17 protein-coding genes and 1 tRNA gene are annotated in these 23,450 nt (G+C 62.0%); 9 read left to right on the top strand and 9 right to left on the bottom strand.

Going from position 1 to position 23,450, the window contains the following annotated elements; genetic code table 11:
* Window positions 1-21 precede the first annotated feature (21 nt).
* The gene (locus V0U79_RS05295) at window positions 22-909 is read right to left on the bottom strand and encodes an ABC transporter ATP-binding protein (protein WP_330198437.1); all 888 of its coding nucleotides are present in this window, start codon (window positions 907-909) and stop codon (window positions 22-24) included.
* A 202-nt stretch (window positions 910-1,111) separates the two neighbouring features.
* Between V0U79_RS05295 and V0U79_RS05290 the strand changes: the two genes are divergently transcribed.
* The gene (locus tag V0U79_RS05290; RefSeq protein ID WP_330198436.1) at window positions 1,112-2,335 is read left to right on the top strand and encodes a DUF418 domain-containing protein; all 1,224 of its coding nucleotides are present in this window, start codon (window positions 1,112-1,114) and stop codon (window positions 2,333-2,335) included.
* On the opposite strand, the gene V0U79_RS05285 is transcribed toward V0U79_RS05290, so the two are convergent.
* The 4 genes from V0U79_RS05285 to V0U79_RS05270 form a co-directional block, all read right to left on the bottom strand.
* Window positions 2,332-5,580 (bottom strand): error-prone DNA polymerase, encoded by a 3,249-nt coding sequence (locus V0U79_RS05285; protein ID WP_330198435.1) that lies wholly within the window; start codon window positions 5,578-5,580, stop codon window positions 2,332-2,334. The genes V0U79_RS05290 and V0U79_RS05285 overlap by 4 nt on opposite strands.
* Window positions 5,577-7,154 (bottom strand): Y-family DNA polymerase, encoded by a 1,578-nt coding sequence (locus tag V0U79_RS05280; RefSeq protein WP_330198434.1) that lies wholly within the window; start codon window positions 7,152-7,154, stop codon window positions 5,577-5,579. Before V0U79_RS05280 ends, V0U79_RS05285 begins: the two co-directional genes overlap by 4 nt.
* The gene (locus V0U79_RS05275; protein ID WP_330198433.1) at window positions 7,051-7,788 is read right to left on the bottom strand and encodes an ImuA family protein; all 738 of its coding nucleotides are present in this window, start codon (window positions 7,786-7,788) and stop codon (window positions 7,051-7,053) included. The genes V0U79_RS05280 and V0U79_RS05275 overlap by 104 nt, the downstream gene beginning before the upstream one ends.
* 94 nt (window positions 7,789-7,882) lie before the next feature.
* The gene (locus V0U79_RS05270) at window positions 7,883-8,476 is read right to left on the bottom strand and encodes an FMN-dependent NADH-azoreductase (RefSeq protein ID WP_330198432.1); all 594 of its coding nucleotides are present in this window, start codon (window positions 8,474-8,476) and stop codon (window positions 7,883-7,885) included.
* 206 nt (window positions 8,477-8,682) lie between these two features.
* Here V0U79_RS05270 and V0U79_RS05265 point away from each other — a divergent pair, with 206 nt between their 5' ends.
* Both V0U79_RS05265 and V0U79_RS05260 read left to right on the top strand, forming a co-directional pair.
* Window positions 8,683-9,507, top strand: coding sequence for a ferredoxin--NADP reductase (locus V0U79_RS05265; RefSeq protein WP_330198431.1), 825 nt, complete (start codon window positions 8,683-8,685; stop codon window positions 9,505-9,507).
* The gene (locus tag V0U79_RS05260) at window positions 9,507-11,318 is read left to right on the top strand and encodes an ATP-binding cassette domain-containing protein (RefSeq protein WP_330198430.1); all 1,812 of its coding nucleotides are present in this window, start codon (window positions 9,507-9,509) and stop codon (window positions 11,316-11,318) included. Before V0U79_RS05265 ends, V0U79_RS05260 begins: the two co-directional genes overlap by 1 nt.
* 8 nt (window positions 11,319-11,326) lie before the next feature.
* Here the strand turns inward: V0U79_RS05260 and V0U79_RS05255 are convergent.
* Window positions 11,327-11,402, bottom strand: a tRNA-His gene (locus V0U79_RS05255).
* A 123-nt stretch (window positions 11,403-11,525) separates the two neighbouring features.
* On the opposite strand from V0U79_RS05255, the gene hisS reads away from it, so the two are divergent.
* Together hisS and V0U79_RS05245 are read left to right on the top strand one after the other, a co-directional pair.
* Window positions 11,526-12,857: a histidine--tRNA ligase gene (gene hisS, locus V0U79_RS05250; protein WP_330198429.1), complete on the top strand. Its 1,332-nt coding sequence runs from the start codon at window positions 11,526-11,528 to the stop codon at window positions 12,855-12,857.
* Entirely contained in the window at window positions 12,857-13,720 is an 864-nt protein-coding gene (locus tag V0U79_RS05245) for a Rossmann-like and DUF2520 domain-containing protein (protein ID WP_330198428.1), read from the top strand. Before hisS ends, V0U79_RS05245 begins: the two co-directional genes overlap by 1 nt.
* On the opposite strand, the gene ileS is transcribed toward V0U79_RS05245, so the two are convergent.
* Window positions 13,717-16,836 carry an isoleucine--tRNA ligase gene (ileS, locus tag V0U79_RS05240; protein WP_330198427.1) on the bottom strand — a complete coding sequence of 1,040 codons (3,120 nt, stop codon included), beginning with the start codon at window positions 16,834-16,836 and terminating at the stop codon, window positions 13,717-13,719. The two genes, V0U79_RS05245 and ileS, sit on opposite strands and share 4 nt — an antisense overlap.
* A 172-nt stretch (window positions 16,837-17,008) precedes the next feature.
* Here ileS and V0U79_RS05235 point away from each other — a divergent pair, with 172 nt between their 5' ends.
* From V0U79_RS05235 to V0U79_RS05220, 4 genes are all read left to right on the top strand, one after another.
* On the top strand, window positions 17,009-17,923 hold the full coding sequence (locus V0U79_RS05235) for an alpha/beta hydrolase (RefSeq protein WP_330198426.1): 915 nt from the start codon (window positions 17,009-17,011) through the stop codon (window positions 17,921-17,923).
* A gap of 145 nt (window positions 17,924-18,068) precedes the next feature.
* Window positions 18,069-18,584 (top strand): hypothetical protein, encoded by a 516-nt coding sequence (locus V0U79_RS05230; RefSeq protein WP_330198425.1) that lies wholly within the window; start codon window positions 18,069-18,071, stop codon window positions 18,582-18,584.
* A gap of 179 nt (window positions 18,585-18,763) precedes the next feature.
* The gene (locus V0U79_RS05225; protein ID WP_330198424.1) at window positions 18,764-19,279 is read left to right on the top strand and encodes a curlin-associated protein; all 516 of its coding nucleotides are present in this window, start codon (window positions 18,764-18,766) and stop codon (window positions 19,277-19,279) included.
* A 144-nt stretch (window positions 19,280-19,423) separates the two neighbouring features.
* On the top strand, window positions 19,424-19,714 hold the full coding sequence (locus V0U79_RS05220) for a hypothetical protein (RefSeq protein WP_330198423.1): 291 nt from the start codon (window positions 19,424-19,426) through the stop codon (window positions 19,712-19,714).
* A gap of 99 nt (window positions 19,715-19,813) precedes the next feature.
* Here V0U79_RS05220 and katG read toward each other — a convergent pair whose 3' ends face one another.
* Together katG and V0U79_RS05210 are read right to left on the bottom strand one after the other, a co-directional pair.
* Window positions 19,814-22,132, bottom strand: coding sequence for a catalase/peroxidase HPI (gene katG, locus V0U79_RS05215; protein ID WP_330198422.1), 2,319 nt, complete (start codon window positions 22,130-22,132; stop codon window positions 19,814-19,816).
* Between the two features lie 193 nt (window positions 22,133-22,325).
* Window positions 22,326-23,405 (bottom strand): DUF2855 family protein, encoded by a 1,080-nt coding sequence (locus V0U79_RS05210; RefSeq protein ID WP_330198421.1) that lies wholly within the window; start codon window positions 23,403-23,405, stop codon window positions 22,326-22,328.
* Window positions 23,406-23,450 lie beyond the last annotated feature (45 nt).

The raw sequence follows: 23,450 nt of genomic DNA, 5'->3' as shown, positions 1-23,450 counted from the left end.
GCGTCCTCCCGATAACCGCGCTTAAGCGGCTGCCGCGGCCTGACGGCCCTGGGCGATGGTCGCGAAATAGACGTCCTCAAGGTCCGGCGTTGCGGCCTCGAAGCCATCGCCCGGGTCCGTATCCGAGATGACACGAACGAAGACCTGGCCGGTCACCAGCCGCTCCGATATCACGTTGAGTCGGGCGCGCAGTGCCGGCAGGTCCGGCTTTGCGACATGCTTGGACCAGACCTTGCCCTCCAGCGCTGCGATGAGATCGCCCGGAGCGCCCTGGGAAACAATCTTGCCCTGGTTCATGATCGCCATGAGCGGGCAGAGATCGGCAACATCCTCGACGATATGGGTCGAGAGAATGACGACAACATTCTCGCCGATCTCGGACAAGAGGTTGTGGAAACGGTTGCGTTCTTCCGGGTCGAGGCCGGCCGTCGGCTCGTCAACAATGATCAATTGCGGGTCACCAAGCAGAGCCTGGGCGATGCCAAAGCGCTGGCGCATACCGCCCGAGTAAGAGGCAACCGATTTGTTCGCATGCTGTTTCAGATTGGTCTGTTCGAGCAGACCCTCGACGACGCGCTTGCGTTCCTTTCCGCTGGTGATGCCCTTGAGCACAGCCAGATGATCCAGCATGGCGCGGGCAGACATTCGCGGATAGACGCCGAAATCCTGCGGCAGATAGCCCAGCGTGGCGCGCAGCGCCTTGGGCTGCCTGATAATGTCGATATCACCAAAAGTCGCTGTGCCGCGATCTGGTGCCTGCAGGGTCGCCAGGGTCCGCATCAGGGTGGATTTGCCAGCTCCGTTCGGCCCCAGAAGGCCATACATTCCCTTGGGGATGGAGAGCGAGACATCGTCCAGCGCCCGGACACCATTGCCGTAGGTTTTCGAAAGGTTCTTGATTTCCAACATGATTTCATCACCGCGCCATGGCGCGGCGTCCCTCGCCTGTCCTGTTCAATCGACCATAGGGCTTTGCCCGTTATTTTGCCTAATGAACAAGACTCCACATTTCCGCAAAAGAGGGATGGTCTTTCCGCGTATCCCCCGTTCGCGTTTCAGGTGACTTTCTGTCGGATTTGTCCTTAAGTCCTTACGGGGAGAGGGGATAATCATGACAGATCCAGCCAGCAGCGCGGCGCCCGTCAGCGCAAAGGAGCGCATTACCGATATGGATGTCTTGCGGGGTTTTGCCCTGCTCGGCGTCTTCATCGCCAATATCGTCTTTTTCAATGCGCATGTCGTATCAACCGAAGAACAGCGGGCGGCGCTCTCCACGGCCGGAATTGACGGCTGGACGGAGCTGCTGGTCAACCTCTTCGTCAATGACAAGGCCAACACGCTCTTTGCCTTCCTGTTCGGGCTGGGCTTCTACGTGCAGATGGACCGCCTCTCACAACGCTTCGACAATTTCGTGGCGATCTATGCGCGGCGGCTGACGGTGCTGCTGGCCTTCGGCCTGTTCCATCTGGCCTTCATCTGGGTCTGGGAGATCCTGACGCTCTATGCCGTCTGCGGCTTTCTGCTGCTTCTGTTCCGCAATGCCAGCGACCGGGTGGTAATCCTCCTGGGCCTGCTGTTCGGACTGGCCGGGCGGCCGATCGTCGAGCTCGGCCTCGAACTGAGCGGGCTGGGCGCGTCACTCGGCGTGGATGCGCTTTACGAGGCGCCGGCCATCCTGGTCCGGCAGGCCCTGTCCGAGACCGGCGATTACTGGGGGCTGGTCGGCAATTTCTGGGACTACACCCTGCTCGACTGGTTCCTGACCGCCGGCGTCGGCTGGATCATCTATGCGCTGGGGCGCTTCCTGGTCGGCATGTGGGTAGGCCGGAAGGGCTGGATTGCGCGGGCAGACGATTACCTGCCCGGCTTCCGCAAGGTCTTCCTGATTACCCTGCCCGCGGGGCTTCTGCTTCAGCTGGGAGCCGAGCACACGGAGTTGCTGGGCGAAGCACCCTGGATCGAAATTCTCAATTCCCTGCTGCATACGTTTGCAACACCGCTGATTGCGGCGGGCTATGTCAGCGGCATTGTGCTGGCCCTGCGCACCGGCTGGGGCGGCAAGGTCTTCGGCCTGCTGGCGCCGGTCGGAAAGATGGCCCTGACCAATTACGTTACCCAGAGCTTCATCATCGGCTATGTGCTGTTCGGCGTCGGGCCGGGGCTCGACCTGATGGGCGAGATCGGCATCACGCAGACCACACTGATCGCCATTGGCGGCTTTGCCGGCCAGGTCGTATTCAGCCATATCTGGCTGCGTTTCTTCAATTTCGGCCCGCTGGAATGGGCGTGGCGCGCCCTCACCTATGGGACACTGCCGGTTTTCCGGCGCGCCTAGTGAAAATCCCGGCTTTTCGGGATGATCCGGACATTGCGCGGATGGCGCGGAGCCGGCACGCGCTGATCGTCGATCGGACGGCGCACCTCATCAGCATGGGCCAGCGCATTGTCCATCGCCCGGCGGGCATCTTCCGATAGCAGCATCAGATCATGGGTGCGGTCGATCAGCTCGTCGGCAACGAGGTGGACCACGCCTTCGGCTGATTGCACCCGCCCCTTCACCAGAAGAACGCGAGCGCCCATCACCACGGGACGGTAGCGCTCCATGACCCGCGGCCAGACGACCAGATTGGCGATGCCGGTCTCGTCCTCGATGGTGATAAAGCACACGCCCTTGGCCGAGCCGGGGCGCTGGCGCACCAGCACCACACCGGCCAGCATGGCGCGCGAGCCATTCCGCAAATGGTTGATCACATTCGTGGTCTTCACGCCCATCTCGCCATAGGCTTGGCGCAAAAAGCGCATCGGGTGATCCTTCAGCGACAGGCGGATGGTCTGATAGTCCTGCAGCACATGTTCCGAGGCCGGCATGGCGGGCAATGTCACCGGTGCATCGGCTCCCTGTTCCTTCATGTCGGCCGCCGCAAACAGCGGCAGGGCGAGATCCTTGGTTTCGCCGCGCACCGCCCATAGCGCCTGACGGCGGTCGAGCCCGACCGAGCGGAAGGCGTCAGCTGCGGCCAGGGCTTCCAGTGGCTGGCGGCGCAGGCCTGCCCGGCGGCGCAGGGCGGCCGGATCCTCATAACCCGCGCCGCGCGCCTGCATCAGCCGCTCGGCATCCTCCTGCCGCAGACCGTCAACCAGCCGCATACCCAGCCGCAGGGCACAGGGCCAGGGCCCGTCTTCTGCCGGTTCCAGCGTGCAGTCCCAGTCAGAATGGTTGATGTCCACCCCGCGGACCTCGACGCCGTGTTCGCGGGCATCCCGCACCAGCTGGGCGGGGGCATAGAATCCCATGGGCTGGGCGTTGAGAATGGCTGCAGCAAAAGCATCCGGCCGGTGGCATTTCATCCAGGAGGAGACATAGACGAGCAGGGCAAAGCTGGCGGCATGGCTTTCGGGAAAACCGTACTCGCCAAATCCCTTCACCTGATCGAAGCAGCGTTTGGCGAAGGTCTCGTCATAGCCGCGATTGACCATGCCGTTCACCATCTTCTCCTCATAGTGTTGGATAGTGCCGACCTTGCGGAAGGTTGCCATCGCCCGGCGCAGGCCATTGGCCTCGTCCGGGGTGAATTTGGCCGCATCAATGGCAATCTGCATGGCCTGTTCCTGGAAGAGCGGCACACCCCGTGTGCGGCCGAGGATCTGCTCCAGCTCGTCCGCCGGACCATGCTCCGGCGAGGGTGACGGAAAGACCACCGGTTCAATACCGTTCCGGCGGCGGAGATAGGGATGAACCATATCGCCCTGGATCGGCCCGGGGCGGACAATCGCCACCTCGATGACGAGGTCGTAGAAATTCCGCGGTTTCAGGCGCGGCAGCATGTTCATCTGGGCGCGGCTCTCGACCTGGAAGACGCCGACAGAATCCGCGCGGCACAGCATGTCATAGGTTTCGGGATCCTCGGACGGGATGTTGGCAAGATCATATCGCGGCCCGCCATGCAGGGCGATGAGATCGAACCCTTTTCGCAGACAGGTCAGCATGCCCAGTGCCAGCACATCCACCTTCATGATGCCGAGCGCGTCGATATCGTCCTTGTCCCATTCGATGAAGGTGCGGTCCTCCATTGCGGCATTGCCAATCGGGACGGTCTCGATCAGTGGCCCCTGGGTCAGAACGAAGCCGCCGACATGCTGGGAGAGATGGCGCGGAAAGCCGATCAGCTCTGTGGTGAGTCTTATCGCCCGCCGGATCATCGGATTGGCCGGATCCAGCCCCGCCTCCTCAATGCGCTTGTCGGAGACCTCGCGCCCCCAACTGCCCCAGACCGTACCAGCCATGGCCGCGCCGACATCCTCGGACAGGCCCAGCGCCTTGGTCACCTCGCGCACAGCCGAGCGCGGGCGGTAGGAAATCACGGTGGCAGTCAGGGCCGCCCGGTGCCGGCCATAACGGTTGTAGACATACTGGATCACCTCCTCGCGGCGCTCATGCTCGAAATCAACATCGATATCGGGTGGCTCCCGGCGTTCCTTCGACATGAAGCGCTCGAACAGCAGGCTGGACTTGTCCGGATCGACAGAGGTGATGCCGAGGCAGAAACAGACCGAGGAATTCGCCGCCGAGCCCCGCCCCTGACAGAGAATGCCCTGCGCGCGGGCCCAGGCGACAATGTCATGCACGGTCAGGAAGTATTGCGGATAACCGAGTGCCTCGATCAGGGCGAGCTCCTTGCGGATCGAAACCTTCACCCGCTCCGGCACACCCTCAGGGTAGCGGTCGGCTGCGCCTTCCCAGGTGAGATCGGTGAGATGTTGCTGGGCGGTCTTGCCGGGAGGTACCGGCTCGTCGGGATAATGATAGGCCAGCTCATCCAGGGAGAAGTCACAGCGATCGGCAATCTCCATCGTGCGGGCCAGAGCCGCCTCATGGCCGGCAAACAGCCGCGCCATTTCCTCGGGCGGCTTGATGTAGCGCTCGGCATTGGCTTCGAGCCGAAAGCCGGCCGTGTCGATGGTCACGCCTTCGCGGATACAGGTCAGCACGTCCTGCAGGGGCCGCCGGTGAGGGATGTGGTAGAGCACGTCATTGGTCGCCACGATGGGTGCGCCGGTCCGCTCGCCCAACGCGGCCAATCGGGCAATAGCTTCGCGATTGCGGCCATCCAGCCGGTAGGTCGCCGCCAGATAGCAGCGCCCGGGCCAGAGGCGGGCGAGATCCGCCAGTTGCGCCTCGAAGGCCTGATCCCGCTGCCGCGGTGGCACAATGATGAAGATCTGCCCTTCCGCACGGGATTTCACATCCTCCAGCGTGATGTGGCACTCGCCCTTGGGCACATCGCCCATCTTGCCCTCGGACAGCAGGGTGGAGAGCCGGCCATAGGCGGCGCGGTCCGTCGGATAACAGAGCAGGCTGAGCCCGCAGATCAGATCCAGCCGGCAACCGACCAGAAGTTTGAGACCATGCTCCTTTGCCGCCAGATGCGCCCGCACCACGCCCGCCAGCGTATTGCGGTCACAAATGCCGATCGCTGACAGGCCGGACGCCCTTGCCTGCAGGACCAGCTCCTCCGCATGCGAGGCCCCGCGCAGGAAGGAGAAATTGGTGGTGACCTGGAGCTCGGCATAAGCGCTCATGCCAGAAGCCCCTGAACGAACCAGCGCGGTGGTCCGCCGCGCCCGTCCTGATACAGACCATCCCGGAACACCCAGTAACGGCGCCCCTCTTCATCCTCGATGCGATAGTAATCCCGCGCCCGGGCCTCGGCATTGAAGGTACGCCACCATTCCGGTGCGATGCGTTCCGGCCCGTCGGCCCGCATTACCCGGCGGGCGACACGGCGCCAGACAAAACGGATGGGCGGGCCGTCCGGCACTTCAGCCAGCACATCCACGGCTTCCGGCCGGTCGAACAGGCGGACGGGACGGTCACCACGTGGCGCGTACAGCGACACCTCCCAGCTCTCTTCCTGACCTTCGAACGCCACACCGCCCTCGGCGCGCACGGGATCATGGCTGTCGACAGGCCGTGCCAGTCTGACTGCGCCCTCCCCCAGCCTTGCCGTCAGCCGGTCAGCCAGTGCTGACAGTGCCTCCCGGTCAACCGGACCGGGCGCCAGATCAGCGGAGAGGTGCCGGGCCTCTATTTCCAGATGGTCGGGACGGGCAGCGGAAAAGACCAGGAGATCGATCCCGAACCCCGGATCGATAGTCTCGATCCGGTCGCGGAAGAGGCGCCGGATATGGGCGGGGTCACGCACCGGCCGGGCCGTCGAGAGCGAAACCAGGCTGGCCGTGCCATTCGAGCGGAAGGCCGTGAGGGTGAAATCACGGGCGCCTTTCCCGTCTTTCTCGAGCTGCCGGCACAGCTGTTCCGAGAGACTGGCCAGCCCGGCGACAATGCCTTCGCCGGAAATCAGCGGATCAACGAAACTCTGCCGCGCTACATAATCCGGCGGCGGACGCAGCGGGGTGAGAGGCTCGGACATCAGGCCCAGCGCCTGATCCAGCCGCAGGCGCACCGCATCAGCGGCTTCGCGCGAGGCAAAGCGCCGGGTCAGCGCCGTGCGGTCGATGTCATAGAGCTGGCCGATCCGGGTCAGACCGAAGCGGCGTAAAAGGCGTTCGGCGGCCTCCGACAGGCGCAATCCCTGAACCGGCAGGTCCTTCAGCGCGTCCTCAACACGCTCATCGGCGCGGCAGACATTGACCCGGTCCTCTCCATGATGCGCCAGCGCCCAGGCCGCGCCCGGTGTTGGCCCAGCCCCGATGCGGCAGGAAAAACCGTCATGGGCAAAGCGCTCGCCGATCTCGTTGAGCAGCGCTCCTTCGCCGCCGAAGAAGCGGCCACAGCCGGTGATATCCAGCCGCAACCCGTCCATTCCATCCATGGCGGATAGCGGCGTCCAGCGCGTCGCCCACAGGCCCAGCGCCTCCAGCGCTGCGGCATCAGCCCCGCGATCAATGGGTTCGGCCTGCAAATGCGGGGCGCGGCTCTTGGCATCGGCAAAGCGCAGGCCCGGTCCGATCCCCAGACGGTTGGCCGCCACATTCGCGGCCGCCACGCGCAGGCCGGTCACACCCTGCTCGGTCAGGATGAAAGGCGGATCATCCGGCTTTCCGGAAAGGCAGGATATGTCCCGGCCGCGCCGGGCGCGGCGCAGCCGGTCGATCGGCCAGTCCGGAAACCAGACGCAGGCATAGCGTCTCATCGTCAAACTCCAGATCAAAGGCGCGGCCGGCCTGCCCGGGCGCCAGCCGCGACCGTTCCAGCGTGGCGCGCCAGCGCGGCTTGCCCGGCGCGCGGCGGTCAAACAGATTCGGCGCCGAGGGGGCGGGTGCGATGCGCCAGCGGGCATGGGCCGCCGTGGCTCCTTCCCGCCGATGCGGCAAAAGCAGGACAGAGGGCGTGCCCGTCTGTTCGCTGGCGAGGATCAGGCGGCGGCTGGCGGTAAAATCCACATCACGCACCTCGGTGATGACTGCCGCAATGGCGCCGGAGCGCAGCCCTTCCTCGGTCGCCAGCAACGCCTCCAGCGAGGAGGCCGCTTCAACAAAGAGAAAACGCGACGGGTCCAGCCCGAAGGCGGCCGCGCCCAATCCGGTGATCCGGCCCTGATCGAGCGTGATCGTCCGCTCGCGGACCCACAGCCACACTCCCGGCCGGGATTGCGCCAGAGCCGACAGGGCAAAGCCCGCTGCTGCGCCCGCATCGCCGTAGCGGGCCTCGGCAATCTCGTGCACGCCCTCGACCGCCAGTCCGAATGGAAAGGCGGCAGAAGCGTCCTCACCGCGCAAGCCGCTGGCGGGCTGCACGAGGCTGTCTATCCCCGATGGCTCGATCATTTGTTCTATTTTTGTTCCGCGCGGAACAAGAGTCAATGGAACAAAAAAGGCGCCGGAAAACGGGCGCCTTTTCAGAGGGGTATGACTGGCTCCGTCAGGCCGCGAGAGCTTGGAGAGCTTCGCGCACCGAGGCATCGGCGGTTGCGGCATCGGTACCCGCCAGGCTGCTAGCAACAACCGTCACATCCGTGATGCCAACGAACTTCAACGCCTGCCGGATATAGGGGGTAGCAAAGTCAATCCCGCTGTCGATCGGGGTGCCGCCGGAGACCACAACCACATACGCCGTCTTGCCGGATAACAAGCCTTCCGGACCATTCGGTGTGTAGCGGAAAGTAACGCGTGCGCGGGCAATCATGTCGACCCAGGCCTTCAACGCGGCCGGGACACCGAAATTATAGATCGGTGTCGCGATCACCAGCGTATCCGCGTCCTTCAGCTCGCTGACGAAGGCGTCGGAAGGGCTCAGGACAGCATTCTGCTCATCGGTCCGTTGTGCTGGATCGGTGAAGTTGGCATCGATCCAGGCTTCATCGACGAAAGGAACGCCGTCGGTCAGATCGCGTTCAATCACGCGGTCAAAGGTCTGGCCGGCGGACAATTGCTCGACCAGCCGGTCGGCAATGGCACGGCTGCGCGAACCGGTCTTGCGCATGCTGGCATCGACGCGAAGAAGGGTGTTGGACATGTCTGTCTCTCCTCAAACTCACCAGCTCACAGCTGTTGACGGCAGAGATACCTTCTCCTCTGCGGATAAAAACCAGCCGATCTGAAAGATACTGTTTCCAGAAAGGAGACAAAGCCCGGATTCCTGTGACAGCGCGTCCCCGTGCATTTCACGGCGGGAGGGGCTAAGTAAGCGCCGACCCGATAACACCCGCCGGACCCTCCCCGATGTTCGACAATATCCTGATCGACGATTTCACACCGCCGAAGACCTGCACGGTCGAGCGCGTCACCGCCGTGAAGCACTGGACCGACACGCTGTTTTCCTTCCGGATCACGCGGCCGCAGGCGTTCCGATTCCGGGCCGGCGAATTCATCATGATCGGGCTGATGATCGGCGGAAAGCCGGTGCTGCGGGCCTATTCCATCTGCAGTCCGACCTGGGACGAGGAGCTGGAATTCTATTCCATCAAGGCGCCGGGGGGGCAGCTGACCACCGAGCTGCAACATATCGAAGTCGGCGACGGTGTCCTTCTGGGCAAGAAGCCGACGGGGACGCTGGTTCATGACGCGCTGGTGCCGGGTGAGCATCTCTATCTGTTCTCGACCGGAACCGGGCTGGCACCCTTTGCCAGCATCATCCGCGAGCCGGAGACCTATGAGAAATTCAAGGAAGTCATCCTCACCCATACCTGCCGCACCGGCGAGGAGCTGGAATACGGCAAACAGCTGGTCGAGGACATCCGCAAGGACCCGCTGGTCGGCGAGCTGGTCGGCGACCGGCTGATCCATTTCACCTCGACCACACGCGATGACACGCAATCCCAGCGCGGACGGATCACGGACCTGATCAATAATGGCGAATTGTTCGAGGTGATCGGCCGGCCTGATATCGACCCGGCCACCGACCGGGTGATGATCTGCGGATCGGAAGCCATGTTGCGCGACCTCAAGGACATGATGGTCGAGCGCGGCTTCAAGGAAGGTTCGAATGCCGCCCCGGCGCAATTCGTGATCGAAAAGGCCTTCGCCGGAGACGGCGTCACCAGCTGATGGCCAATCCGCCGATCCTGACCTTGCAATCAATGGCGCTGACCTATGGCGTTACGCCGCTCTTGAGCGATGCCAGCCTGACGGTTTCAGAAGGCGACCGGATCTGCCTGGTCGGGCGCAACGGGTCTGGCAAGTCGACCTTCCTGAAAATTGCCGCCGGCCTCGTCGAGGCCGACAGCGGCGAACGCTTCATCCACCCCGGGGCAACCGTGCGCTATCTCGAGCAGGATCCGGACCTGACCGAATATTCAAACGTTTTCGATTATGTCCGCGCCGGGCTTGCTCCCGGAGATGATGAACACCAGGCGCTCTATTATCTCAACGCGCTCGGGCTGACCGGTGATGAGGGCACTGACAAGCTGTCGGGAGGCGAACGGCGGCGCGCAGCGCTGGCCCGCGCCCTGGCACCGGCGCCCGACCTCCTGCTTCTGGACGAGCCGACAAACCATCTCGACTTGCCAGCCATCGAATGGCTGGAAGGCGAGCTGAAGGCTTGCGGGTCGGCGCTGGTCCTGATCTCGCACGACCGGCGCTTCCTCTCGAACCTGTCGCGGAAGACCGTATGGCTGGACCGGGGGATGACCCAGGAATTGAACAAGGGCTTTGCCGCGTTCGAGGACTGGCGGGATGATCTTCTCGAGAAAGAAGCCGAGGAACAGCACAAGTTATCGCGGCAGATTGCCCGCGAAGAACACTGGGTCCGCTATGGCGTGACGGCCCGCCGCAAACGCAATGTCCGGCGCATGCGCGAGCTGGCGGAACTGCGGCAAAAGCACAAAACGCACGAAAAAAGCGTCGGACTTGTATCTATCGAACAAAGCGATGCGGGGAAAACCGGCAAGCGCGTTGTCGAGGCGGCTGATCTCGCCAAGGCGTTCGGAGACAATGTGCTGGTCCGGGATTTCTCGATCCGGATCGAGCGCGGTGAGAAGATCGGCCTCATCGGCCCCAATGGTGCCGGCAAGACGACGCTTCTGAAAATGCTGATTGGAGAGCTCGAACCGGACGCTGGCGAGATCCGTTTTGGTACCAATCTGGAAATAGCGACGCTGGACCAGCACCGGGCTGCGCTGAATCCGGAATGGACGGTAAAAGACGCGCTATCGCCCGGCGGCGACATGGTCGAGGTTGGCGGCCAGACCCGCCATGTCATGTCCTACATGAAGGATTTCCTGTTCCGCCCGGAACAGGCCGGCACGCCGGTTGAAACCCTGTCGGGCGGCGAGAAGGCGCGGCTATTGCTGGCCCGCGCGCTGGCGCGTCCCTCGAACGTGCTGGTGCTGGACGAGCCGACCAATGATCTCGATCTGGAAACACTCGATCTGCTCGAGGATTTTATTGCCAACTATTCCGGCACGGTCATTCTGATCACCCACGACCGGGATTTTCTTGACCGGATCGCGGAGCGCGTCATTGCACCGGAGGGCGGGGGCCACTGGCAGATCTATGCCGGCGGCTATTCCGACATGATCGCCCAGCGCGGGTCGGACCTGGCCTCGCGCAAGGCCGTGAAGTCTTCAACGCCGGCCAGAACCGGCACCTCGTCCGCGCCAAAAACCGAAAAGCGGAAAATGGCGAACAAGGACCGGTATACGTTGGAAAAGCTGCCCGGCGAGATCGATCAGTTGGGCGAGGAGATTGCGAGTCTGGAAACCGAGCTGGCGTCACCCGATCTGTTCACGCGCGATCCAGAGCGCTTCAACGCCGCCTCGAAAGCGCTGGCCTACGCCCAGGCCTCGCTGGACGACAAGGAAACCCTCTGGCTGGAGCTGGAAGCCCTGCGCGAGGAAATCGAGGCGGAAAACGGCTAGAAAGAGAATGGGGCGACTGACGGGGCTTGAACCCGCGACCGCTCGGATCACAACCGAGTGCTCTACCAGCTGAGCTACAGCCGCCACAAGTGAGGACGCGGGTTATAAGAGCCCTATATGCCGCGTCAAGCATGCCGAGGAGTGGACAGACAGGCCCTTCCAAGGCTATCGCCTCATTCATCTAGGACCAGAGAGGCCCGGTTTAAAGTGTCTGACAAAGCCAAGCCTATCGTCAAAGCCCGCGCCATCAGCGGATTCCCCGAATACACGCCGGAGATCAGGCGCGCCGAATTGCGCTGGATCGATACGATCCGAACCGTGTTCGAGCGCCATGGCTATGTGAATATCGAGACCCCGTCGGTCGAGGAGGTCGAAACGCTGGCCGCCAAGGGTGGCGATGTCGACAAGGAGATTTACGGGCTGCAGCGGCTGAACGCCGAGGGTGAGGATAAAGGCGCACGGCTGGCCCTGCACTTCGACCTGACCGTGCCGACGGCGCGTTATGTGGCCCAGCACTTCAACGAGCTGACCTTTCCGTTCAAGCGCTACCAGATCCAGCGGGTCTGGCGCGGCGAGCGCCCTCAGGAAGGCCGGTTCCGCGAATTCCTGCAATGCGATGTCGACGTCATCGACCAGGACGGGATCTCGCACGATTTCGATGCCGAGATTGCCCTGATTGCTATGCAGGCGCTGAATGCCATTGGCGCCGGCCCCATCCGCTTCATGCTGAACAATCGCAAGATCCTGATCGGCTTCTATGAGGGTCTGGGAATCGGGAATGCGGCAGATGTGATCCGCGTCGTCGACAAGATCGACAAGCTGCCGGTCACCGAGATCGAGCGCATTCTGGTTGAGGAAAACGGGTTGTCCGCCGACACAGCCAAGGCCTGCCTGGCGCTGGCGCAGATCCGTTCAACCGATAACAGTTTTGCCGCCGAGGCCCGCAAGCTCGGCGTCGAGAACGCCCTGTTCGAGGAGGGCCTGGCCGAGCTGGAAACTGTAATGGACCGGCTGAATGCCGCCAACAAGGGCGAGTGCGTGGTCGAGGCCAATCTGGCGATCGCCCGCGGGCTCGATTACTATACCGGCGTCGTCTATGAGGCCCGGCTCATTGATTATCCGGAATATTCCACGATCTGCGCAGGCGGACGCTATGCCAATCTGGTTGGGGCCTATATCAAGCGCGACCTGCCGGGTGTCGGGATCTCCATCGGCCTGACCCGCCTTTTCGCCAAGCTGGTGAAGGAAGGTGTGATCACCGGTGAGCGCGCCTCGCCGACCGATGTGCTGATCGCCCGCTTCCCGGAAAATGATGTGCTGGAACTCGACGCGCTGGCCAACCAACTGCGCGACCGCGGCGTCAATGTCGAGGTCTATCACGAGGCGGCCAAGCTGAAGAACCAGTTCCGCTATGCCGAGCGCAAGGACATCCCGTATCTCTGGTTTGCCGGCGATCCGCATGAAGTGAAGGATCTCGGCGCAGGGGAACAGGCACACGCCGATCCAGCCAGCTGGCTGCCTGACCGCCTCAAGGACTGATGAAACAGCTCGCCATAATCGGACCGGGCAAGGTCGGGCGATCGTTGGCGCGACTGTTTCATGAAAGCCGGGTTTTCGGGATTGGAGCCCTGATCGCCAGCCGAGCGGAAACCGTGCGCGAGGCCGCGACGTTTATCGGGGCCGGTATAGAGGGCGGATCAATCGGCGATGCCGACATCATCCTGGTCGCAGTCCCTGATCCGGTGCTGGAAAGCACAATCACCGAACTGGCCAGGGACGCGCTGAAGCCGGGCGCCATCATTGCGCACTGCTCCGGGGCGTTGGGCACCGATCTGTTCGAAGGCCTGTCCGACAAATCCGTGCGTACGGTCTGCGCCCACCCGGTAAAAGCATTTTCCGATCCGGAGCGCTCGGCCCGAACCTTTGCCGGGACCATGATTACCCTGCAGGGCGAGGCGTCGGCGCGAGCAGAGATGGCCGAGGCATTCCGCGCGATCGGCGGCCAGACGCTCGATTTGCCCGACGGCACCGACCGCACACTTTATCATGCGGCCATCGTCTTCATGGCCAATCATCTGCCGACACTGGTACAGGCCGGGCTGGAGACCTTTGAACAGGCCGGCATGTCCCGCGAGGACGGTCTGGCGATCACCGGTCCCATCCTGCGCGATACGCTGGAGGCCGTTCTGGAAAAGGGCCCGGCGGCGGCTCTCACCGGTCCCGTTGCGCGTGGCGATGCGATGACCGTCGCGCGGCATCTCGAAAAGCTGAGCCATGCCGATACGGATCTGGCTGCGCTCTATGCCGCACTGGCACGCGCCACGGCAGACCTGTCGGCCGAAAAGGGCGACGCTGCCGTCGAGAGCCTGCTGGCGATCCGGGAGCTGACGAAGCCGGGCTAGGCCTTTGCCACCGACAGCTTCACTATCTTGCCGGTCAGCTTGGCGTCGCTGACATGGTCACCACTTGCCGTGGAGCCCAGATCGAGCCCCAGGGTTTCGGCCTTGATCATGTCGCCATGAGCGGAGATCGCGGCAGTGACATCGTCATCGCCTTCCACACCGATCACGATCCGGTCGGAGACGTCGAAGCCGGCATCCTTGCGGGCATTCTGGATGGCGCGGATGAGGTCGCGGGCGAGGCCTTCGCGTTCCTGATCGGCATCGACGGATACATCAAGGACAGCCGCGCCGACCTTGTCGAAGGGTTCCGCCGCCGTGCCTTCGGCACTTTCAAGACGCATCTCGAAATCTTCCGGCCCCAGCGTTTCGCCAGCGACCAGCGCACTGCCGTCATCATTGAGCGTAAACTCGCCCTGGCGGGAGGCCGCCATGACGTCTTTCATCTTTGCACCGAGGCGGCGACCGATCACCGGGTTCACCTTCATCTGCAGCTCGCCATATTGGGACAAATCCTCGGCGAAGATGACGTCGCGGACATTGATCTCATCGGCGATCAGACTGGCAAACGGCTCGAGGCTGTGCGCTTCCGGGTGGGCCACGACGAGCGATTTCAGCGGCAGACGCACGCGCAGGCGGAAACGCTCGCGCACCGCCAGAGTGGCCGAGCAGGCTTCGCGGACACGGTCCATGGCCGCCACAAGGTCGTGGTCATGCGGGAAAAGGTCGGTCGCCGGCCACGTGGTCAGATGAACCGAGCGTTCGCCGGTCAGGCTCTTGTAGAGCTTCTCCGCCAATAGCGGCATCAGTGGCGCCACCACTTGCGAAACGCGGACCAGTACCGTGTAGAGCGTATCGAAGGCCGCCGGATCCCCGGCCTCTCCCTCACCGCCCCAGAAGCGGGCGCGAGAACGGCGAATATACCAATTGGTCAGCGCATCCATGAAGGCCTTGGTCTCGCGGCAGGCGCCGGGGACATCATAGGCATCGAGGCGCTCGGCCACAGTCGCCGCCAGTTCACCCGTCTTGGTGAGAATGTATTTATCCAGCGGATCGGAGGCCTCGGTGACCAGTTGCGGCTGGCGTTCCTCGAGGTTCGCGTAAAGCGAGAAGAAGGTATAGGCGTTGATCAGCGGCGAAATCGCCTCGCGCTGCACCGCCGCCACATCGCGGCCTTCCTTGGGCACCAGCAGATCACCCCCGGTCAGCACCGGCGAGGAGATCAGGAACCAGCGCATCACGTCAGACCCGAACTCGTCGAAGAATTCGAGCGGATCGGGATAGTTGCGCAGGCGCTTGGACAGTTTCTGGCGGTTCTCGTCGAGTACCACGCCATGACAGATCGCCGACTTGAAGGGCGGGCTATCGAACAACATCGTGCCCAGCACCATCAGCGTGTAGAACCAGCCGCGCGTCTGGGCGACATATTCGACGATGAAGTCCGCCGGGAAATTGGCTTCGAACCAGTCCTTGTTCTCGAACGGGTAGTGCACGGCTGCATACGGCATGGAGCCGCTCTCAAACCAGCAATCGAACACGTCCTCGACCCGGCGCATCATCGACTTGCCGCTCGGATCATCCGGGTTCGGACGCACCAGATCGTCGACATAGGGCCGATGGAGATCGGTCACCTCGGTGCCGAAATCGGCCTGCAATTCCTCGATCGAGCCATAGACATCGACGCGCGGATAGTTCGGGTCATCCGACACCCAGACCGGGATCGGCGTACCCCAGAAGCGCGAGCGCGAGATGTTCCAGTCCTGTGCATTGGCCAGCCAGTTGCCGAACAGACCATCCTTGACGTGGGCGGGTGTCCACTCGATCTGCTGGTTCAGCTCGACCATGCGTTCGCGGAATTTCGAGACTTCCAGATACCAGCTCTCAACCGCCTTGTAGATCAGCGGTTCGTCGGTCCGCCAGCAGTGCGGATAATTGTGGTCGATCGTGTCGTGGCGGATGAGCTTTCCCTCATCCTTCAGGCGCTGGGTGATGGGCTTGTTGGCGTCGAACACCAGCATGCCCTCATAGTCCGAGACGGCGCTGGTGTACTTGCCCGTATGGTCCACCGGCACGACCACGCCGATGCCCGCCTCGCGGCAGGCCTCCAGGTCATCTTCGCCAAAGCCTGGCGCCATGTGCACGACAGCCGTACCATCGCCATCCTCGACGAAGTCGCCGGTCAGAACCTGGAAGGCGTTTTCCTGATTGATGAAATAGTCGAAGGGCGGGGTGTAGTGCAGGCCCTTCAGGTCCGCCCCCTTGACCTCGCCGAGCTTTTCATAGCCCTCGAGTTCCTTCTTGTACTTTTCCAGACCGTTGACCGACAGGATCAGCTTGTCCGTGCCATTGCCCATGACGGCATAGGTCAGGCCCTCGCCGACAGCGACGGCCAGGTTGGATGGCAAGGTCCAGGGCGTCGTTGTCCAGATCAGGATGCGGGCGTTTTCAAGCAGGCCGGTACCATCGGTCAGCGGGAAGGCCACCGTCACGGCCGGATCCGTGCGCATGCGATAGGCATTGTCCAGCCGCGTCTCGAAATTCGAGAGCGGGGATTCCACGGCCCAGCTGTAGGGGACAACGCGGTAATCCTTGTAGACCAGCCCCTTGTCGTAAAGCTGCTTGAACGCCCAGATGCAGCTTTCCATGAAGGAAAGATCCAGCGTCTTGTAGGCGTTCTCGGTGTCGACCCAGCGGGCCGAGCGGCGGACATATTCTTCCCAGTCCTCGGTATAGCGAAGGACGGCGAGGCGACAGGCCGAGTTGAACTTGTCGATACCCAGATCCAGCACCGCCTTGCGGCCGGAAACACCGATCTCCTTTTCCGCCGACAGCTCGGCCGGAAGGCCGTGCGTATCCCAGCCGAAACGGCGTTCGACCCGCTTGCCCTTCATGGTCTGATAGCGCGGGATAACGTCCTTCACAAAACCGGTCAGCAAGTGCCCGTAGTGCGGCAATCCGTTAGCGAAAGGCGGACCATCATAGAAGACGAACTGGTCATCTTCCGGGCGCTGTTTGACCGACGCCTCGAAGGTCTTGTCGGCATCCCAGAATTCCAGAATTTCGCGCTCGATCTCCGGCAGGGAGACAGGCGAGGAGAGCGTCGGAAATTTCTGGGTCATGGCAATTACCGTTGGAATGCAAGAGAAGCCTGCTTGAAACCATTCTTTGCGGCCTCAGGCAAGCAAGGCCTGCGGATATAGGTGCCGCAAAGCCGGCATGCCAGCTCCACCTGCCTTCGCCTTATTGACGTTTGGGGGTGACGCGCCACTCTTCCCACTGGGAGGGTCGCGCATGACTCTAGAATACATACGGCCGCGCTTCGGGCTGAAACTGCGTAACCAGCTGGCCCGCAACATGGCCAGAAAGTCCGGCGCCGCGCTCGGTCCGGACATGGACATGGAGATTGGCCGCAAGCTGCTGCATTCGGCCGGAGACAGGATACCGCCGGACAAATCGGTGGTGCGCGCGGATGTCAAACTGGCCGGGCTCGACACGCTGGTCTTTGGTCCGAAAGACCCCCGGCCCGGACAGATGTTGTTCATTCATGGCGGCGGCTATTGCCGCGGTTCCGCCCATGGCCACAGCCCCTTCGTCTCCCGCTTGTCAGCGCGGCTGAACCTGAAGACGCGATCTATCGATTACCGGCTGGCCCCGGAGCATCCCTGGCCTGCGGGTCTGGATGACTGCGAAGCCGCCTATCACGCCCTGCGCGAAGGCATGGAAGGTCCGCTGGTGGTTGCCGGAGATTCCGCGGGGGCGGGTCTGGCTCTGGCGCTGACCGCCCGCCTCAAGGCCAAGGGAGAAAAACTCCCCGACGCATTGATCCTCTATTCGCCCTGGTGTGACCTGACAGTGGCGGGAGAAAGCGCGAAGACCCGGAATGAAGCCGATCCGATGCTGAAAGGTCACTGGCTTATCGAAGGCGCTGCGCTTTACGCGCCGGATCGGGACCTGACCCATCCCGAGATCTCACCCCTGTTTGCGGATTTTGCTGGCTTCCCGCCGACCGCCATACAGGTCGGTTCCGACGAAGTTCTGCTGGACGATTCCATCCGGCTCGAGGAGCGGATGAGCTCCGCTGGCGTGGATGTGACCTGCGAGGTCTGGGAAGGTCTCTGGCACGACTTCCCGCTTTTCCAGCCCCTGTTGCCAGAGGGCCGGATGGCCACAAAGCGGACCCGCGCCTGGCTGGATCAACGCTTGTAGAGCGCCAGCCCTACTCATCCCACAGGAATAACCGGATACACGACCAGATTTCCCAACGCTGGATGAATGAACCAATCAGCATTCACTCAGCGACGACGGGGCATTGTTCAGGACAGTAAGTACATCTGCCCTGAAAGGATCTGCGATGTCCCGCTTTAAATCTGCCCTTCTCGTCACTGCCCTGGCTGCGACGGCGATGACCGCCGGCGTCGCTCAGGCTCGTTACTATCCTGCACTCTGCGATGTCTCGGTCTCCAGCACCGGTGATGGCAGCGGTTTCATGGTCGCCACAGCGGCGCCCGGCCTGTCCGGCTATTTCGAACTGGAGGCTTTCCAGATTCGTCCGACCGGTACGATGGACCTTTCCCAGTCCGGTCCGTTCCGCGCCAATGGCTTTGGCCAGACGGTCCTGACCCGCAACTTCCTGTCCACCTCCTATACCGGTGCGCCGGCCTGGGGACCGGAGCGCCCGCGCGGCGTCGGCTATGCCAATGAGCAATGGAATGATGGCCGCTATGGCCGTGATGTCAGCGTCGCCGCCACCTTGCGCGTCTATGACAATCGGGGCCGCCTGATCTGCTCGGACGAAGTTAGCGATCTCGCGCCGGCGACCTACCGGCCGCAATCCCGGTCACGGTCGCGCGTGCCCTTCGGTCACTAGCTCTTATTTTCCCTTCGACACAACGCCCGGCACTGCCGGGCGTTTTTGTTTCTAGGCCATTCATAATGCTGCAAATTTCATGAACACGCCAATCAGCAATCACTCAGGCGCCAGCCGTTAGACCCTTACTCATGCCGGACGGACAACCGGAACCGGCCCGACCAACAGGAGAGTTTGAAATGAAACTTCGTATGCTCGTCGCCGGCGCGCTCGCTGCCGCTTCCTTCGTCAGCCTTGCAGGTGCTGCAGAGGCCCAGTCCCGCCGCAACCATGTTGCTGTGACCCAGTACGGTGTCCAGAACGAGGTTGCCGGCCGCCAGTATGGTACCCGCAATCGCGCTGTTCTTAACCAGGACGGTTATCGTCAGCACATCCTGATCATGCAGGATGGATCGGGCAATGGTACGACGGTCGCTCAGGAAGGCCGCTATAATGATGCCTATGTCGACCAGTATGGCCGCCGGAATGACGCGGTCATCGGTCAACGCGGCTACAATAATGGGGCCGCCGCTGTGCAGACCGGCACCAACAATGTTTCCGGGATCTACCAGATGGGATCGAACAATTCGGCCCTGACGGACCAAGCCGGTCATAACAATGCCGGAGCGGTGATCCAGGTCGGCAATGGCAACAGCGCCAATCTGCGCCAGCGCGGTAATGGCAATGTCACCCTGATCATCCAGGGCGATCACTAGAAACCCTATGAATTGTAAGCCTTTGGTGCGCCGGTGCCCGTCACCGGCGCACCTTAATTTTGTTTAATGGGCGCCGCAGCACGTCCCTGTATACAGCCCGCAAAAGACGTGATCTTGTTTTCCGATTGGCTAAAGGGGCTGGCTATGAAAAAACTGTTTTTGATGGGCGTTGCGGGACTTCTGGTAACGGCCTGCGCGACAACAAGTGAAGACACACAATTGGCGACGTCTGCAGAACGTCCTGCCGATGAAGTGATCGAGGCGGCTGATGGCGAAAGCGTGCGCTGCCGCAATATCCGCCAAACCGGTTCGCGTCTTCGCACCCGGGTCTGCCGCACCCAGGATGAATGGGACCAGATGGCTGCGGATGCGCAGGAGATCCGCCGTTCCGGTGGTCAGGATGGCGTGCCGGTTTCGTCCGATCCGGTTTTCTAGACCGGACAAGCCTGAATGAGGCTGTAAATTACGGCGTCAGGAAAAAGAAGGCCGCGCCCTAGGGCGCGGCCTTCAGCTTTTCAGGACACGTCCTGATGATCAGGAGCGCGTAAGGTCGAACCGGTCCAGTTGCATGACATGCACCCATGCCTCGATGAAGTCCTCGATGAAGACCTCTTCATTGTAGGCATAGACTTCAGCCACGGCGCGCAACTCGGCATTCGAACCGAATACGAGATCGGCCTCGGTTGCGGTCCAGCGCAATTCGCCGGTGTTACGGTCGCGGCCTTCATAGACATATTCCTCGTCCGTGGTTGACCACACCGTGCCCATATCGAGCAGGTTGACGAAGAAATCATTGCTCAGCTCGCCCGGGTTCCCGGTGAACACACCATGGGTGTTATCCGCGTGGTTGGCACCGAGCGCCCGCATGCCACCGATCAATACGGTCATTTCCGGCACGGTCAGGGACAGGAAGTCCGCCCGCTCGACCATACGCTCGGCCGGTGTGCGGCTGTGGTCATTACCGATGAAGTTGCGGAATGCATCGGCCTGCGGTTCCAGCAGGTTGAAGCTTTCCACATCCGTTTGATCCTGGCTGGCATCCATGCGGCCCGGTGCAAACGGTACGTCGACATCATGACCGGCGGCAGCTGCAGCCTGTTCTATGGCCGTCGCTCCACCCAGCACGATGATATCGGCGAGGGAGACGCGGACATTGTCGGAGCGCGAGCTGTTGAAGTCGGACTGGATGCCTTCCAGCACACCGAGCACGCGGTTCAGTTCTTCCGGATTGTTGACTTCCCACTCATTCTGCGGGTTCAGGCGCAGACGGCCGCCATTGGCTCCGCCACGCATGTCGGTGTCACGGAAGGACGCTGCCGCTGCCCATGCTGTACGGACGAGTTCGGCATTGGTCAGGCCCGAATCGACAATCGCAGCCTGCAATTCCGCGATCTCGGCATCGCCGATCAGATCATGATCAACTTCCGGAATCGGATCCTGCCAGATGAACTGACCTTCCGGCACGTCATCGCCGAGATAGCGGGCGCGCGGGCCCATGTCACGGTGAGTCAGCTTGAACCAGGCTTCCGCAAAAGCCCGCTCGAACTCTTCCGGATTGTCGCGGAAGCGCAGCGAGATTTCGCGATAGACCGGGTCTTCGCGCAGCGAAAGGTCGGTCGTGAACATGATCGGTGCGTGCATCTCGCCCTCGATATGGGCGTCCGGCACGAACTGGAAGTCCTCGGCATTCTCAGGCACCCACTGGATTGCGCCAGCCGGGCTGCGCGTCTGGACCCATTCGAAGGCGAACAGGTTTTCCAGATACTGTGTGGTCCATTGGGCCGGGGAGGCTGTCCAAGCGCCTTCAAGGCCGGAGGTCACCGTATCGGCACCATTGCCGGTACCGCAGCTGTTCTCCCAGCCAAGGCCCTGCGCCTCGACACCATTGGCAGCAGGCTCAGGACCCACACAATCCGCCGGATCATGTGCCCCGTGGGCCTTGCCGAAGGTGTGACCTCCAGCGATCAGGGCAACCGTTTGCTCGTCATTCATGCCCATACGGCCAAATGTTTCGCGGATATCTTGAGCTGCCAGAAGCGGATCAGGATTACCGTTCGGGCCTTCCGGGTTCACATAGATGAGACCCATTTGCACCGCGGCCAGCGGACGTTCGAGTTCGCGTTCACCACGATAGCGCTGGTCGGCCAGCATTTCGGCTTCCGGGCCCCAGTAGACCAGTTCGGCCTGCCAGTCGTCCTCGCGGCCACCGGCAAATCCAAGCGTCTGGAAGCCCATGGATTCCATGGCGACATTGCCGGCCAGAATCATCAGGTCAGCCCAGGAGATGGCATCGCCATACCGTTGCTTGATCGGCCAGAGAAGGCGGCGTGCGCGATCCAGATTGCCATTGTCTGGCCAGGAGTTCAGCGGCTCGAAACGCTGCTGACCGCCACCGGCACCACCGCGGCCATCAATCGTGCGATAGGTTCCGGCGCTGTGCCAGGCCATGCGGATGAAGAAGGGACCATAGTGACCATAGTCGGCCGGCCACCAGTCCTGCGACGTGGTCATCAGCTCTTCGAGGTCAGCCCGTACGGCATCGAGGTCAAGTTCGGCAAAGCGCTCGGCATAGCTGTAATCGTCGCCTAGCGGGTTCGATCTTGTGATTTCGTTATTGCGCAGCTGGGTGAGGTCCAGCTGTTCTGGCCACCAGAAGGCATTGGTGCGCGGGTCATCTATCGACGCCGGCGCGACGTCTTCGTCCATGTAGGACGCTTCGTGCGCGACAGTGGTTTCAGTTTCGGCTGTGACCGTCATGTCCTCGGCATCATTATTGCCGCCAGAGCACGCTGCCACGCTCAGTGCCAGCACACCGACCGTGGCCAACAAAATACGCTTTCGCTTGAACGTCATGGAGTTCTCCCTGTTGTCTGCGGCTCTTTTTTCGAACCGGCAGCGTCCTCAGCGCAGGCCTGCAGCCATCGTGGCTGCACGCTGCCGCGCCATCCCGGCAGGAGAATTACGGCGCTGTAACGTATAAATCCAATCGCTAATTTCGATGACGGGTATCGAACAGATCGATGGCTTGCGAATTCAAAAACTTGCGTCAGACAGAAATCGTCAAACCGTCACGGGCAATGGCATCACCATCAATCAGCTTGCGGTATATTTCCAGACTGGCCGCAGCGCCGGAATAATCCTTGAACGCGAGCCATCCGCTGGCGCCAGACGCAAACTCGTTCCAGGACTGGCCATAGGCTTTCTGGAAACCGCCTGGCCCCAGATCTGCGATAACACGCTGAACATGGTCCGGCGCAAAAAAGAATGCTGGCCGCGGGCCGGGAAGGTCACCGGACGGCGTGCTGTGCTCCCAATGGGCACCGCCGACACGAATATTGGCTTTGAGATCATCTGCAAGACGGGTGTGGAGCGCCCTGTTGATATCAGCATCGCCGGCAAAATCGACGATCAGCGCCGGGTCACCTTGGTGCAAGGCCGGGATTTCCGGATAGGTGACCACCTCATCATAGAAGCCGAGACCTTCAACAAAGGTCCGGGATCCCGGCGATGTGAGACCGATGAGTCTCGCACCTGCCCGGTTTTCGTCCTTCAGGCATTTGGCCATGCCGATGGCTGTCTTGCTGGAGGCACTCGTCAGGAAAATACGGTTTGCTCCGAAGGCTGCTTCCTCATTGACATAACGGGCCAGCAACCAGCCGGTCAGGAAAAGCGGCTGCAGCACCATCTGCTCGGCTTCGAGCGCAGGATCATATCCGGCATCATCGGCACAGCGGACATAGCGATTATAGGGAGCGGGCAAGTCTGCGCGGTGCGGGCTGGCATCGACAAATGCCGTCGGTGAAACACCGGACGGCTCGACGACGAGTTCTGATGCTGCGGGAAAATATCCGTATATCCGTTCTCCGGTGCCGAGAGCGGAAGACTTGCTTTCGGCCACGCGGGCGAAACCCCAGACCGGCAGCCGTCCATTGTCCGGCAGGCTGGCCGGGAAGAAATCCCAATAGCGCATCACCTCACCAAAGGCGGCATAGGTGATGTTGTTCGCCGTCAGCGCAAAACGATCAATCGCCAGCCGGATCTGTCCGTCTGAGAGGTCTTGGGCGGGCACCTCCCGGATTTGCGCTTCACGAATATCTGCCTTGTTGATTTCCAGTGCCCAGCTCATGGCGCGCTCCCTTGTTCCGGCTCACTATGGCGCGCCTTGAAGAAA

The sequence above is a fragment of the Hyphobacterium lacteum genome (genome assembly GCF_036330345.1).
Classification (GTDB): Bacteria; Pseudomonadota; Alphaproteobacteria; order Caulobacterales; family Maricaulaceae; genus Hyphobacterium; species Hyphobacterium lacteum.
This window is presented reverse-complemented; position numbering and strand designations above follow the sequence as displayed.

Bases quoted from the DNA above. Each gene is read 5' to 3' on its own strand.
- V0U79_RS05295 (WP_330198437.1), bottom strand. From the start codon at position 909: ATGTTGGAAATCAAGAACCTTTCGAAAACCTACGGCAATGGTGTCCGG.
- V0U79_RS05290 (WP_330198436.1), top strand. From the start codon at position 1,112: ATGACAGATCCAGCCAGCAGCGCGGCGCCCGTCAGCGCAAAGGAGCGC.
- V0U79_RS05285 (WP_330198435.1), bottom strand. From the start codon at position 5,580: ATGAGCGCTTATGCCGAGCTCCAGGTCACCACCAATTTCTCCTTCCTG.
- V0U79_RS05280 (WP_330198434.1), bottom strand. From the start codon at position 7,154: ATGAGACGCTATGCCTGCGTCTGGTTTCCGGACTGGCCGATCGACCGG.
- V0U79_RS05275 (WP_330198433.1), bottom strand. From the start codon at position 7,788: ATGATCGAGCCATCGGGGATAGACAGCCTCGTGCAGCCCGCCAGCGGC.
- V0U79_RS05270 (WP_330198432.1), bottom strand. From the start codon at position 8,476: ATGTCCAACACCCTTCTTCGCGTCGATGCCAGCATGCGCAAGACCGGT.
- V0U79_RS05265 (WP_330198431.1), top strand. From the start codon at position 8,683: ATGTTCGACAATATCCTGATCGACGATTTCACACCGCCGAAGACCTGC.
- V0U79_RS05260 (WP_330198430.1), top strand. From the start codon at position 9,507: ATGGCCAATCCGCCGATCCTGACCTTGCAATCAATGGCGCTGACCTAT.
- V0U79_RS05245 (WP_330198428.1), top strand. From the start codon at position 12,857: ATGAAACAGCTCGCCATAATCGGACCGGGCAAGGTCGGGCGATCGTTG.
- ileS (WP_330198427.1), bottom strand. From the start codon at position 16,836: ATGACCCAGAAATTTCCGACGCTCTCCTCGCCTGTCTCCCTGCCGGAG.
- V0U79_RS05235 (WP_330198426.1), top strand. From the start codon at position 17,009: ATGACTCTAGAATACATACGGCCGCGCTTCGGGCTGAAACTGCGTAAC.
- V0U79_RS05230 (WP_330198425.1), top strand. From the start codon at position 18,069: ATGTCCCGCTTTAAATCTGCCCTTCTCGTCACTGCCCTGGCTGCGACG.
- V0U79_RS05225 (WP_330198424.1), top strand. From the start codon at position 18,764: ATGAAACTTCGTATGCTCGTCGCCGGCGCGCTCGCTGCCGCTTCCTTC.
- V0U79_RS05220 (WP_330198423.1), top strand. From the start codon at position 19,424: ATGAAAAAACTGTTTTTGATGGGCGTTGCGGGACTTCTGGTAACGGCC.
- katG (WP_330198422.1), bottom strand. From the start codon at position 22,132: ATGACGTTCAAGCGAAAGCGTATTTTGTTGGCCACGGTCGGTGTGCTG.
- V0U79_RS05210 (WP_330198421.1), bottom strand. From the start codon at position 23,405: ATGAGCTGGGCACTGGAAATCAACAAGGCAGATATTCGTGAAGCGCAA.